Genomic DNA, 11,941 nt, shown 5'->3' with positions numbered 1-11,941 from the left:
CTCGAGCTGCGAGATCGAGATCCTGCGGCAACGAGGCTGAGGTCGCGACTGGCGTACGTCGTGCATGCCCGCGGATCAGGATCGCATCACGACGAGGCAGGTGTCGGCGAGCCCTCACGGTAGGATCGGTGAGCCTGGCCTCTGTAGCTCAATGGAAGAGCATCTCCGTCCTAAGGAGCTGGTTGGGGGTTCGAGTCCCTCCAGGGGCACCGTGTGATGTCCCACGGCATCGTGAACGACTGCACCCCGCTCGCGGGCTTCCCGGTCGCGACGGCGGCAGCCCGCGACGAGCCGGGCAGGCGGGCACGGTGTCGTCGGACCAGCCGAACCGGCGCGAAGGGCTCGGCACGGGCGTCTGAGAACGTCCTCAGGGTGCGAGCGCATCGGTGCATCAGCTGGGATAGCGTTCGGGCATGGAAGCGGACCGATGAGCCACGGCGCGGCGACGAGCTCGTCGTCCGCGCCGAAGCGCGGCGTCATCGGAGTGCGAGCCAGGGCAGCGCTGGCGGCCACCGTGATCGTCGCGGTCGCGCTCGCGCTCGGCTCGGCGGCGCTCGTGCTGCTGCTGCAGCGGTCGTTGAGCATGAGCGTCGAGGCGTCGGTCCAGGACCGGGTCGAGGAGGTCGTGGCCGCGCTCGAGGCGATGCCGGCTGCAACCGACTCGGACGCGCTCACCCGCTCGCTCGGGTCGATCGCCCAGACGGCGTCGCGACAGGGCACCGTCGTGCAGATCCTCGCCGCGGACGGCGACGTCGCAGGCCAGTCGGCGGAGATCGAGGGCGAGGCCGCGCTCGGTCGACCCGTCGACCCCCTCGACGGGATCGTCTGGGCGGATGCGCGGCTGCCGGTGGACGAGGAAGATGCGTACCGCGTCGCGCGAGCCGGCTTCGCCGCCCCGACCGGCATCTACACCGTGATCGTCGCGCAGTCGCTCGAGTCGGTGGGTGAGAGCACTGCCGCAGTGCTGCCGTTGCTGGGCATCGGCTACCCCATCCTCGTGCTCGTCGTGGCCGCATCGACGTACTGGCTCGTGGGGCGCTCGCTGCGGCCGGTCGAGGCCATCCGCGCGACGGTGGCCGCGATCGGCGGACGGCAGCTGACCGAGCGCGTGCCCGTCCCCGCGGCGAAGGACGAGATCGCCCGACTCGCCTCGACCATGAACGAGATGCTCGCGCGGCTGGAGAGCGCCCAGCTCTCGCAGCGGCGGTTCGTCGCCGACGCCAGTCACGAGCTGCGCAGCCCGATCGCCACGATCAAGGCGATGGGTGAGACCGTCGTCGCCCATCCCGACGGCGCGCTCTCAGCGACGGCTGCTCACGCCTTCGTCGAAGAGGCGTCGCGGATGGAGCGGCTCGTCAACGGGCTGCTGCTGCTCGCCCGAGCCGACGAGCGAGGGCTCTCCGGCGAGCGGCATGACGTCGACCTCGACGATCTGCTCGCGGCCGAGCGGGACCGAGTGCGGTCCACGACCTCCTTGACGGTCGAGTCGAGGATCGAGGCGGTGCGCGTCTCCGGGTCTCGGTCGCAGCTCGCCCAAGCCATCCGGAACCTCGTCGACAACGCCGTGCGGCACGCGCACCGGTCGGTCGCGCTCAGCGTGCGAGCCGGGGACGACGCCGCCATCGTCGAGATCGGCGACGATGGCGAGGGGATCCCCGCCGCTGACCGCGAGCGGGTGTTCGACCGCTTCGTCCGGCTCGATGAGAGCAGGGCCCGCGACGAGGGCGGCACCGGGCTCGGGCTCGCGATCGTCACGGAGATCGTGCGCGCGCACGGGGGCAGCGTCGAGGTCGTCGACAGTCGCAGCGGAGCCCAGCTCCGCGTCACGCTGCCGCGGCGCCCTGCGTGAAGGCCCGAGCGTCGGTGTCGCGGGTCACTCGCGACCGACGAGGCGGTAGCCGACGCCTCGCACGGTCCTGATCGACGTGCGCCCGAACGGCTGATCGATCTTCTTCCTCAAGTAGCCGATGTAGACCTCCACGACGTTGTGGTCGCCCTCGAATGCCGCGTCCCAGACCGCGTCCACGATCTGCGTCTTGGTGACGACCTCGTCGGGGTGTCGCATCAGGAACTCGAGGAGCCCGAACTCCCGCGGCGTGAGCGCGATCTGGGTGCCGCCTCGATCGACCCGGTGGCGCACCGGATCGAGCGAGAGGTCGCCGACGCTCAGCGCGACCGGCCGCTCGGGTGCGCCGCGGCGCACGAGAGCCCGGAGCCTCGCGACGAGCACGATGAACGAGAACGGCTTGATCAGGTAGTCGTCAGCGCCGAGGTCGAACGCATCCGCCTGGTCGTACTCGCCGTCCTTCGCGGTGAGCATCAGCACCGGCGTCCAGATGCCCGCTGCGCGCATGCCCTCGCAGACCTTGTAGCCGTTGAGGCCGGGGAGCATGATGTCCAGCACGACGACGTCGTACTGCTGCTCCTTCGCCTTCCACAGCCCGTCGACGCCGTTGTCGGCCCAGTCGACGTTGAACCCTTCGGCGGCCAGTCCGTGCCGAACGGCCTCGGCCAACCGTCGTTCGTCCTCCACGAGCAGCACGCGCATGCGGTCCATTGTGACCGGCGCAGGGGTGAGCCCGCGTGCAGCCGGCGTTCCGCTCGAGGGCACGGCTGGCTCGGCTCAGTGCGCGGCACTCGCGGGCGCGGCTCGGCGGGCGCGCGCCACCTCCGCCACGATCGGGACGACCGAGACCGCGACGACCGCGACGCCTCGAGGATGCGCGCCTCAGGCGCGAAGAGCCTGCGGCCGTAGCGCCGCGCTGCACCGCCGGCGGAGCGCGCTGCTCCGCCGGCGGTGGTCGCGTGTCAGCTGTTGGGGTCCTCGGCGCCGTTCTCGCCGGTCTCGTCCTGCTCGCTGCCGTTCTCGGTGGCCTCGTCGGCGCCCTCGGGCTCGTCGGCCTCCTGTGCGAGCACGCTCGCATCGCCCGCGTCGACCTCGACGTCGATCGCGGAGCCGTCGGCCGCGGTCACCTGCACCTCGTAGACGACGTACCCGTTCTCGTCCTCGAGCACCGCTTCGCCGGCGGTGCCGGGCACCGCGGCGAGGGCCGCTGCCGTCGCCTCCTCTGGCGTGACGGTCGCGAGGCCCTGCAGCGCCGCGGCCTCCTCGGTCTCGGACAGCTCCGTGTCCGACCCGTCCGGGGCGGTCGCATCCTGCGGTGCCTGCACCGAGCCCGTGTACGACGGATCCTGCTCGTCGGTCGCCGAGGACGACGGCTGCGCGTCGTCGGGGTTCGCCGCCATGGCGATGCCGGCTCCACCGAAGGCGAGCGTCGTGGCGATGACGCCGGTGACGGCTGCCTTCTGCTTGAGGTTCTTCATGATGTGCTCCTGTTCGGTTCCCGAACCGTTGCCGGTCCTGGCCGACCCGCTGGTCGAGTCGATGTGACGAGACTCCCGGGCGGGCACTGCGGCGAGTCTGAGACCGACTGAGAGCCCTCTCAGGTGCGAGCGGGTGGATGCGGGAGGTGTGCCAAGATCGCTCCACCGCCGCGAGAGGAGTGTCGATGCAACGGGGTCGCGAAGAGCCGAAGCCGACGGGCGCCGACGCCGAGCTCGAGGTCGAGCGGCACCTGGGCGGGAAGGGCCCGACGAGCTGGTCGACGCGCGGGGGCAGGACTCTCGCTGCACTGACGCACCGCCTGAGCGCCTTGCTCGGTCCGCACGCGGCGCTCATCCTCATCCTGGCAGCAGGCGCGGTGGTCGCGGCGCTCGCGACCCTCGCTGCAGCGTGGGTGTACGACGCCGTGACGGAGTCGGATGGGGTCGCGGGGCTCGACCGACCGGTGCTCACCGCGTTCGAAGCGGTCAGATCGCCGTGGCTCGACACGGCGGTCACCTGGTACACGAACGTCGGCGGCGCGATCGTGATGCCGATCATCGCCGTGCTCGCCATCGTCATCCTGACGCTGCGTCGCCGCACCTGGGCGCCGGCGCTCATCATCGGCGCAGCGGGCGCGGGGTCGCTGCTCATGACGGTCGTCGGCAAGGGACTCGTCGGGCGGGTGCGGCCCGGCTTCGACCACGCCGTGCCACCGTTCGAGCAATCGCCCTCGTTCCCCAGCGGGCACACGCTCAACGCGACGGCCATTGCGGGCGCGATCGCCTACATGCTGCTCCTGCGCCAGTCGAGGCGCGTCGCGCAGGTCGCCACCATCGCCGTGGCCGTCGTATTCGCGGTCAGCATCGGCATCAGCCGCGTCTACCTCGGTCACCACTGGTTCACCGACGTGCTGGTGGCATGGATGCTCGGCGTCGGGTGGCTCGCGGTCGTCATCACCGCGCATCGGCTCTCCCTCACCGCGCGGCAGCGGCAGCAGGCGGCCCTTCCCGGCTAGCGGCCGGATGCCCGTTCGAAGCCGCGGTGCGGCTCACTCGCTCGACAACCCCGAATAGGCGTGCAGGCCCTTGAAGAAGAGGTTGACCACCGTGAAGTTGAACACCACGGCGGCGAAGCCGATGATCTGCAGCCATGCGGAGCGCGAGCCGCGCCAGCCGCGAGTCGCCCGCGCGTGGATGTACCCCGCGTACAGCACCCAGATGATGAAGGTCCACACCTCCTTCGTGTCCCAACCCCAGTAGCGTCCCCACGCGTGCTCCGCCCAGATCGCGCCCGCCACCAGGGTGAAGGTCCAGAAGATGAACCCGATCACCCCGACGCGGTAGCCGAGGTCCTCGAGCTGCTCGGCGCTCGGCAGCGATCGGAGGAAGCCGTTGGTCCGCCGCTCCTTCACGAGCTGGACGACGCTCAGTCCCGCGCCGAGCGCGAAGAACCCGGTCGCCAGGGTCGCGACGAAGACGTGGATGACGAGCCAGTACGTCTGCAGCGCCGGAGGGAGGGGCGTCGGTGGGACGTAGAAGTTCAGCGTCGCCGTGCCGAGCGACACCACCGCGAGGCCGGTGATGAACACACCGAGGAACGTGAGGTCTCGCCACAGCCTCGAGAGGACGAAGACGCCGACGATGATCGCGACGCCCGTGAGCGCGAACTCGTACATGTTCGCCCACGGGACCCGGCCCGCGGCCAGCCCGCGGAAGACGGCACCGGCGACGAGGACCACCCAGCCGATCACCGTCAGGACGAAGCCGATGCGGGCGCCGCGGCCCGCCTCGGCGGGAGCGATGGCGGGCGGAGACTGCCCTCCTGCCGGGGAGTCGCCGCCGACGCTCACCAGCTCGCGGGGAACCGTGGACCTGGCAGCCGATCGCTTCGCCACATCGATGGCGAACGCCGCGAAGGCGAGCGTGTAGACCGCCATCGCCGAGTAGACGGCCAGCAGTCCGGCCGCGTCCAATTGATCCATCGTCACGTCGTGACCCTCTCTCCTGTTGCATGACTCGGTGCCGCACCGGCACGAAGCTGTCGCGCGAGCGCGTCGACGGCTCGCTCGAGCGTCGGATCCTCGCCTCGCGCGAGGCCTGCGACCTCGAGTCCGGTGCCGGTCGCCTTCACCCAGAGTCGGCGACGCGGGATGAGGAGCGACGCGAGCAGCGAGAGGATCAGCGCGATCGTGATCCAGAGCACCAGCGTCTGCGTGTAGTCGACGTGGACCTCGATGACCCCGTATCGCAGCACATCCTCGAACGCGATCGTGCCGAGCCCGCCTGGGATCTCGACCGATTGTCCCGGTGCGAGGGTCAGGGATTCCGCTCCCGAGTCGCCACCGGCGATCTGCGTCATCTCGTCCGTCGCGAGCGAGTAGACCGAGCGCGGGATGCCCGCGTCGAGCCCCAGGTCTCCCGTGAACGCCTGCAGCGACAGCACCGGGTTCAGCACGTCGGTGTAGCCGGAGGCGAGCGCGCCGCTGCCGAGCTCCACGGCGGTCGGGTAGAAGAAGCCGCGCAGGCCCAGCTGCTGCGACAGTCCGTCGGGCAGCTTCATCACGCCGAGGCTCGTCATGAGGTCGTCCTGTGCGAGGAACGGTGTGTACTCGTCGTAGACGACGTTGCCCTCCGGGTCGCGCACCGAGATGCGGGGTGCATACCCGTTCGAGATCAGGTAGAGGTCGGCGCCCGCGACGGAGAGCGGCTCGTTGACCTTGATCTGTGCCGACCGCTCGCCGCTCGGCTCACTGACGGCGACACGGGCGGTGAAGTCGAGCGGCGCGCCCATCGCATAGCGATTCTCTGTCTCGTACTCCACCTCGAGGTCGTCGAGGCGGACGGCGAAGGGCTCCAGGGAGCCGTCGTCGAACCACTGGCCGGCCGTGAAGGTGTCGTAGCTCGAGAGCGTGTTCGCGAAGCCACGACCCTCGACGAGGAGCCGCTGTCCCTGATAGCCGAAGCCCGAGCCGATCCCCACGACGAGGATCATCGCCAGGAGCGACGTGTGGAACAGCAGGTTGCCGCTCTCGCGGAGGTAGCCTCGCTCGGCGGAGATGCTCTGGCCGTATCGCGCGGTGCGATACCCGAGGCGCCGCAGCATCCGCTCGGCGCGGTCGAGGTCGGATGCGTCCCCTGGCACGGTCTGGAAGCCGACGAGGCGAGACAGGCGGGCCGGCGTCTTCGGCGGTGCCGCCCGCATGGCCTTCCAGTGGTGCGCGAGACGAGGGATGACGCATCCCACCAAGGACGTGAACAGCAGGATGTAGATCGCCGAGAACCACGGGCTCGTGTAGACGTCGTGCAGCGAGAGCGCATCGTACAGCCAGACGAGATCCGGATTGGCGGAGCGGACCTGGATGACGCCGTTCGGGTCGCTCGATCGCTGGGGCACCAAGCTGCCCGGGATCGCGGCGAGGGCGAGCAGCAGCAGCAGCACGATCGCGGTGCGCATCGAGGTGAGCTGGCGCCAGAGGAAGCGCGCCCAGCCAGCGATCCCGAGGCGGGGCCCCTCGCCGAGCGGCTCGGCACGACGGGGTGCCTCGATGTGATCGCGCGGCCGCAGCGGGTCCGACTCAGACGATCGTGACATATGACGCGACCCACCCTTGCATCTCGTTCATGATGAGGTTCCAGACCCCCGTGACCATCAGCAGTCCGATGAGGATCAGCATGGCACCCCCGGCGATGTTGATCGCGCGCACGTGGCGTCGCATCCACGCGATGGTGGAGCCCATCCACCCGAGTCCGGCCGCGAGGAGCAGGAACGGGATGCCGAGGCCGAGCGCGTACGCGAGTCCCAGCACGGCGCCCTGCCCAGCGCTGCCCGTCGTGACCGTCAGGGCACTGATCGCCGCGAGTGTCGGGCCGGAGCAGGGGGTCCACCCGAGCGCGAAGATCACGCCCACGAGCGGCGCTGTCCACATGCCGCCCGCCTTCAGCTGCTGCGGCTTCCAGACGCGCTGCAGGAAGCGCATCTGGCCGACGAAGACGAGCCCCAGCACGATCAGCAGCACGCCGAGCACGCGGATGAGCACCGAGGACCACACGAGGAGGAACGAGCTCACCGCCCCGACGAGTGCGGTACCGAGCACGAACACCGCGGTGAAGCCGCCGACGAACAGCGCCACACCGGCGATGAGCCGACCGCGCCCGCCGTCCTCCCCGACGAGCGATCCCATCAGGCCGAGGTAGCCCGGCACGAGCGGGAGGATGCACGGGCTCGCGAACGACACGATGCCGGCCAGCAGGGCGACGGGCACCGAGAACAGCAGCTCACCGCTCAGGACCGCGGCGGCGGGGTCGAGCGCCCCCTGCGCGAGCACCCGGATCATCGCTCGAGCTCCTCCTGCAGCAGCGTCGACAGGATGCTGGTGTCGGTGACCGCGCCGGAGACGCGCGCGGCGACGCGCCCCTCGGCGTCGAGGACGATCGTCGTCGGCACCGCGTTGGGGGCCACGACGCCCGCGAACGCGAGCTGGCCCTGCGCAGAGACGTCGTCGAGGACCGACGGGTACTCGATCGCGAACTCCTCCTCGAACGCCCTCGCCTGCGCACCGCCGTCCCGGACGTTGATGCCGATGAAGTCCACCCGGTCGCCGAACTCGGCGTAGAGCTCAGCCAGCACGGGAGCCTCCACCCGACAGGGCGGACACGCGGCGTACCAGAAGTTCACGAGCGCCACCCCGTCGAGCTCCGCCGAATCGAACTCACCGCCGGTCGCGGTCGGCCCGCTGAACGATCCGGGCTTCGTGCGGTCGTCGAGCGGGATCTCGGTGACGATGCCGTCGCCCGCGATGTAGCCAGCGTCCCCGACCTGTCCAGCAGACCCCCCGGCACTCGCGCAACCGCTGAGCAGCAGAGCGCCGACGACGGCCGCGGCGAGAAGCCCGCGTCGAGTAGAACCCAGCATGATCGCTCCCCTCACATCAGCGGAGCGACGCGTACTTGGCCGGATCCGCGTCGAACATCGGTCCGCAGGCGGCGCAGCACAGGTAGTAGCGCTGGCCCTCGAAGTCTCGGATCAGCCCGGCGTGCTCAGCGTCCGCCTTGCGGATGGTGCTGCCCGGCATCACCGGGCACTCCGCGACACCCTCGTCGGGCGAGCCGGTGGCCGCGTGCGCATGCCCGGTCGTCGGGTGCTGGGCGGCGTGGCCGTCGCCGTGGTCAGGGTCGGTGTGGCTCGAGTGTGCTTCGCACATGGATGATTCCTCTCGTTCAATCGATACCCCTAGGGGGTATTGGACCAGCCTATCGGTCGATCCGAGGGGTCAGGACTGCAGCGCCCGCCAGGAGCGTCCGCCATCGCCCGAGCGCGGGAGGCTCGGCGATCTCCGAGGACCGGTCGCGATGATCCGCTCGGCCATCTCGATCGCCCCGGCGTCCTGGCCGTCGGTCACCCGGAACATGATCGGCCTCGGGGCTCGGGTGCACGAGGCAGCCGAGCCGCGCGATCATGTCCGACTGATCGAGAGCCGGATGAGGGACGGTCGCGGGACCGCGCGAGGCGCCGCAGTGATCGCGAGCAGAGGCGGCGCGATCGCGCGGATCGTCCATCGACCACGGACCAGGGGGACGATCGCCGCGACGGCCAGCAGCGCGAGGGCGCAAGCCACCACCATCAGGCCGAGCTCGTCGCATCCCACCACGCCGCATCCGAGCGCAACGGGAGCCGGTCGCTCTGCTGCCGCTGCCGCGTGCACGGCGGTCGGCGCGCTGTCGTGCGAGGAGGGATGCGATGCGCTGCTGAGCACGTGCATCGCCAAGAGGCCCGCGATGACTGCCGCCACAGCGACCGCCATGACGAGCACCGCACGGGCACGGATCGGAGCGGGCCCGATCACGCGACGCAGTGCATCCACGGTCACCTCCTGCGATCTGCACGGGCGAGGCTACCGAACGATCCTATGAGCCTTGTCAGCGCGCCGATGACCGGCCACGACCACTACCGTGTCGTCATGGCACGCGCGAGGGACAAGCGGCGACAGCGTGCAGTCGACGCCCAGGCGCCCACCGTGGTGGTGTGCAGGGGCGGCGACTGCGGGAGTCGAGCGAAGCATCCCGGCGTCGACCACGTCGGGCTCCTGCGCGAGACCAGGGAGCTGGTCGCGGGGGCGGCGCAGGTCGTGCCGAGCAGGTGCCTGGATGCCTGCGAGCACTCGAACGTCGTGGTCGTCGTCCCTGCAGCCGCGGCACCGGAGGGCGAGCCGGTGTGGGTCGGCGACGTGAACGACTCCGATGTCAACGCGGCGCTCTGCGAGTACGTGCGCGCAGGAGGGCCGGGGGTCGCCGACCTCCCGATCGAGCTCGAGCTGCGCCGCGCCACGCGACGAAACCGCGAGGAGCTCGATGCCGAACGGTCGGCCCCCGGCGCGTGAGCGCAGCGCACGCGATGCGCAGCGGTGCCGTGCAGGGACTCGAGCCTGAGAGCTGACAGAGTGCGATCGCCCCGAGTCGAGGGTTGGATGGGGACACAGCTCAGGATGCTCAAGGGAGAGGGAACCATGACTCATCACGTCGAAACGATGCTCGACACCTACCCGAAGGATCTGGGTGGTGTCGACAAGCAGGCGCTCGCGGCTTGCATCGAGGCCTGCTTCGAGTGCGCACAGACCTGCACGGCGTGTGCTGACGCGTGCTTGGCAGAGGACATGGTCGCTGAGCTCACCAAGTGCATCCGCACCAACCTCGACTGCGCGGACGTGTGCGAGACGACGGGCCGAGTGCTCTCGCGTCAGACCGGTTCCGACGCAGCCGTCATCCGCGCGCTCCTGGAGGCCTGCCGGGCGGCGTGCCAGGCTTGCGCGGAGGAGTGCGAGCGGCACGCCGAGATGCATGAGCACTGCCGCGTGTGCGCCGAGGCGTGCAGGCGCTGCGAGCGCGCGTGCGCCGATCTGCTCGCCACGCTCGGGTGAAGGTGCGACCCGACGCGGGCGGGCATGGGCGCCGAGTCGTCGACCGGCCGCGCGGATCGAGTGCGTCGTCCCGCTGGAGATCCCGGCGGGACAGGTCTGAGCCTCGCCCGCGACGGGCTGCACGCGATCCTCTCGTGGGCTGACGGCTGCGATCCCAGGCGGCGGATGCTCGAGGAGGCGGCAGGGATCCGCTCAGTACCGGCTCTCGAGATCCATCTCCCGACTCTTCAGCCAGAGGATCGGGTCGAAGGAGACGTAGTCGCTGTTCTTCAGCTCGAGGTGCAGGTGCGGCCCGGTCGAGCGGCCGGTGCTGCCCACCTGGCCGACCACGGTGTTGATGTCGACGACCTGGCCGACCTCGACGCGGATCGAGCCGGCCGTCATGTGGGGATACCACGACTGCACGAACTGCCCGTTGATGTTGTGATCGATCCAGACCGCGTAGCCTCCACCGCCGGGGGTGTCGCCCTGGTAGACCGCTGACACCACTCCGTTGGCGATCGGCCGGATCTCTTGGCCGGGAGGGAACGGGATGTCGGTACCGCCGTGGAAGCCGCCCGGGCGGAATCCGAAGCCGCTCGAGATCGGCATCTGCGCGACGCCGGGGAACGGTGTCTGCACGAAGCCGGTGTCGAGCATGCTCCACACCCGCGGGAAGGCCGGCTGGCCGCCGTAGGCGGGGCCGGGCCGCTCGGAGTCTGCGACCGCTTGCAGCTCGGCGAGCTCCGCGGGTGTCAACCGGGCGGACGCCAGCGGATCTCGCACGGCGACGTCGTCGCGGGCAAGCAGGGCTGAGGGCTCGGCGGCGACCGTCCCGAGGGATTGCGCTTCGGGCTCGAGCTGGGCGATGGCGGGGTCGAGCCCGTTGGGGACCTGCACCGCTTGAGCGGGCAGCGACGTCACGACGAGCAGCGAGCCGATGAACAGCAGCGACGCTGCCGCCGTGACCTTGCGCGCAACGCGCCGCGCGACGCGCTCGGCCTTCCGGGGCGGTCGGGCGGTGCGCGAGGGCGGCCCGCTGCGAGGCGGTTCCTGAGCGCGGCGCCGGGGCACGTGCTCGCCGCCGCTCCCGAGCGCGGGTGCATCGACGGTGAGCGTCGCAGCCGAGGGACCCGCCGCTGCCAGGGTGACCTCGAGCTGCTGCGCCTTGCGGGTCGCATCCTCGCGCATGCTGCGGCGGGTCGTGTAGATGGGAGGCGACCCTTCCGTCACTCGCGTGAAGCTGCCCCGAGCGTCGACCGCCGTTCGAGCGATCGAGGCGGCGGCACGCTCGGCTTCGCGGGCTGCCCGCCGTGTGCCGGGCTGCGGGCCGGGTGCTCCTCCCTCACTGCCGTCGGGCGAACCGGTTGCTCGGCTCGGGTACTGCATCACGCGGGGAGTCATCCTCAGGGTGTAGACGGGCGGGGGAGCACAGCGCGCCCACATCCGTTCGGCGACCGCTGGCGGTGCACTTCGAGCGAATGCGATGGAGCACGTTTCGCGATACGAATGTAACGAATCGGTAACAGGAACGCAAGGCCGCGACGAGACTCGCGTGCAGTGCCCGCGAGCGGATCGCGGTGCCGCATGCAGGAGTGCCCGCGAGGTCGACGCCGTCGCGCACTGCTGGCCGACGCTCGCTCCAGGTGGGGCGCAGACAGCGCACGCCCGTCGCGCGACGGCCCGTCGCGGCCCGAGGTGCCTCACTGAGAAGTGAGCGCGAG

The 11,941-nt window shown here is 70.6% G+C and carries 13 protein-coding genes and 1 tRNA gene; 5 read left to right on the top strand and 9 right to left on the bottom strand.

Features of this window, described 5'->3' with window-relative positions:
- Positions 1-137: 137 nt before the first annotated feature.
- Together L332_RS23230 and L332_RS23225 are read left to right on the top strand one after the other, a co-directional pair.
- Positions 138-209: transfer RNA gene (locus L332_RS23230), tRNA-Arg, on the top strand.
- Between the two features lie 218 nt (positions 210-427).
- The gene (locus tag L332_RS23225; protein ID WP_021010695.1) at positions 428-1,849 is read left to right on the top strand and encodes a sensor histidine kinase; all 1,422 of its coding nucleotides are present in this window, start codon (positions 428-430) and stop codon (positions 1,847-1,849) included.
- A 24-nt stretch (positions 1,850-1,873) separates the two neighbouring features.
- Here the strand turns inward: L332_RS23225 and L332_RS23220 are convergent, their stop codons facing one another.
- Together L332_RS23220 and L332_RS23215 are read right to left on the bottom strand one after the other, a co-directional pair.
- Complete coding sequence (locus L332_RS23220) at positions 1,874-2,548, bottom strand: response regulator transcription factor (protein WP_021065016.1); 675 nt, start codon at positions 2,546-2,548, stop codon at positions 1,874-1,876.
- 260 nt (positions 2,549-2,808) lie between these two features.
- Entirely contained in the window at positions 2,809-3,324 is a 516-nt protein-coding gene (locus L332_RS23215) for a PepSY domain-containing protein (RefSeq protein ID WP_021010692.1), read from the bottom strand.
- 185 nt (positions 3,325-3,509) lie between these two features.
- On the opposite strand from L332_RS23215, the gene L332_RS23210 reads away from it, so the two are divergent.
- The gene (locus L332_RS23210; protein WP_021010691.1) at positions 3,510-4,340 is read left to right on the top strand and encodes a phosphatase PAP2 family protein; all 831 of its coding nucleotides are present in this window, start codon (positions 3,510-3,512) and stop codon (positions 4,338-4,340) included.
- Between the two features lie 33 nt (positions 4,341-4,373).
- Here L332_RS23210 and ccsB read toward each other — a convergent pair whose 3' ends face one another.
- The 6 genes from ccsB to L332_RS23180 all read right to left on the bottom strand — a co-directional run bounded on the left by ccsB (position 4,374) and on the right by L332_RS23180 (position 9,185).
- Entirely contained in the window at positions 4,374-5,306 is a 933-nt protein-coding gene (ccsB, locus tag L332_RS23205) for a c-type cytochrome biogenesis protein CcsB (RefSeq protein ID WP_031223771.1), read from the bottom strand.
- A gap of 2 nt (positions 5,307-5,308) precedes the next feature.
- The gene (resB, locus tag L332_RS23200) at positions 5,309-6,916 is read right to left on the bottom strand and encodes a cytochrome c biogenesis protein ResB (RefSeq protein WP_021010689.1); all 1,608 of its coding nucleotides are present in this window, start codon (positions 6,914-6,916) and stop codon (positions 5,309-5,311) included.
- Positions 6,900-7,658, bottom strand: coding sequence for a cytochrome c biogenesis CcdA family protein (locus tag L332_RS23195; RefSeq protein WP_021010688.1), 759 nt, complete (start codon positions 7,656-7,658; stop codon positions 6,900-6,902). The genes resB and L332_RS23195 overlap by 17 nt, the downstream gene beginning before the upstream one ends.
- Entirely contained in the window at positions 7,655-8,236 is a 582-nt protein-coding gene (locus L332_RS23190) for a TlpA family protein disulfide reductase (RefSeq protein WP_021010687.1), read from the bottom strand. The genes L332_RS23195 and L332_RS23190 overlap by 4 nt, the downstream gene beginning before the upstream one ends.
- A 16-nt stretch (positions 8,237-8,252) precedes the next feature.
- Positions 8,253-8,525 (bottom strand): hypothetical protein, encoded by a 273-nt coding sequence (locus L332_RS30345; RefSeq protein ID WP_021010686.1) that lies wholly within the window; start codon positions 8,523-8,525, stop codon positions 8,253-8,255.
- A gap of 252 nt (positions 8,526-8,777) precedes the next feature.
- Complete coding sequence (locus tag L332_RS23180; RefSeq protein WP_144061057.1) at positions 8,778-9,185, bottom strand: DUF6153 family protein; 408 nt, start codon at positions 9,183-9,185, stop codon at positions 8,778-8,780.
- A 66-nt stretch (positions 9,186-9,251) separates the two neighbouring features.
- Between L332_RS23180 and L332_RS23175 the strand changes: the two genes are divergently transcribed.
- Both L332_RS23175 and L332_RS23170 read left to right on the top strand, forming a co-directional pair.
- Complete coding sequence (locus tag L332_RS23175; protein WP_235045082.1) at positions 9,252-9,701, top strand: hypothetical protein; 450 nt, start codon at positions 9,252-9,254, stop codon at positions 9,699-9,701.
- 126 nt (positions 9,702-9,827) lie between these two features.
- Positions 9,828-10,238, top strand: a complete 411-nt coding sequence (locus tag L332_RS23170) for a four-helix bundle copper-binding protein (protein ID WP_031223765.1) — start codon at positions 9,828-9,830, stop codon at positions 10,236-10,238.
- A gap of 192 nt (positions 10,239-10,430) precedes the next feature.
- On the opposite strand, the gene L332_RS29470 is transcribed toward L332_RS23170, so the two are convergent.
- A complete protein-coding gene (locus tag L332_RS29470; RefSeq protein WP_158316718.1) occupies positions 10,431-11,450 on the bottom strand; it encodes a M23 family metallopeptidase in 1,020 nt (339 codons plus the stop codon).
- Positions 11,451-11,941 lie beyond the last annotated feature (491 nt).

Source organism: Agrococcus pavilionensis RW1 (assembly GCF_000400485.1).
GTDB lineage: Bacteria > Actinomycetota > Actinomycetes > Actinomycetales > Microbacteriaceae > Agrococcus > Agrococcus pavilionensis.
Note: the sequence above shows the minus strand (reverse complement) of the source record. Positions and strands in the feature narration are given on the sequence as shown.

What these genes read in the sequence shown, in the direction of transcription:
- L332_RS23225 (WP_021010695.1), top strand. Translation starts at nt 428, where the DNA reads ATGAGCCACGGCGCGGCGACGAGCTCGTCGTCCGCGCCGAAGCGCGGC.
- L332_RS23220 (WP_021065016.1), bottom strand. Translation starts at nt 2,548, where the DNA reads ATGCGCGTGCTGCTCGTGGAGGACGAACGACGGTTGGCCGAGGCCGTT.
- L332_RS23215 (WP_021010692.1), bottom strand. Translation starts at nt 3,324, where the DNA reads ATGAAGAACCTCAAGCAGAAGGCAGCCGTCACCGGCGTCATCGCCACG.
- L332_RS23210 (WP_021010691.1), top strand. Translation starts at nt 3,510, where the DNA reads ATGCAACGGGGTCGCGAAGAGCCGAAGCCGACGGGCGCCGACGCCGAG.
- ccsB (WP_031223771.1), bottom strand. Translation starts at nt 5,306, where the DNA reads ATGGATCAATTGGACGCGGCCGGACTGCTGGCCGTCTACTCGGCGATG.
- resB (WP_021010689.1), bottom strand. Translation starts at nt 6,916, where the DNA reads ATGTCACGATCGTCTGAGTCGGACCCGCTGCGGCCGCGCGATCACATC.
- L332_RS23195 (WP_021010688.1), bottom strand. Translation starts at nt 7,658, where the DNA reads ATGATCCGGGTGCTCGCGCAGGGGGCGCTCGACCCCGCCGCCGCGGTC.
- L332_RS23190 (WP_021010687.1), bottom strand. Translation starts at nt 8,236, where the DNA reads ATGCTGGGTTCTACTCGACGCGGGCTTCTCGCCGCGGCCGTCGTCGGC.
- L332_RS30345 (WP_021010686.1), bottom strand. Translation starts at nt 8,525, where the DNA reads ATGTGCGAAGCACACTCGAGCCACACCGACCCTGACCACGGCGACGGC.
- L332_RS23175 (WP_235045082.1), top strand. Translation starts at nt 9,252, where the DNA reads ATGACCGGCCACGACCACTACCGTGTCGTCATGGCACGCGCGAGGGAC.
- L332_RS23170 (WP_031223765.1), top strand. Translation starts at nt 9,828, where the DNA reads ATGACTCATCACGTCGAAACGATGCTCGACACCTACCCGAAGGATCTG.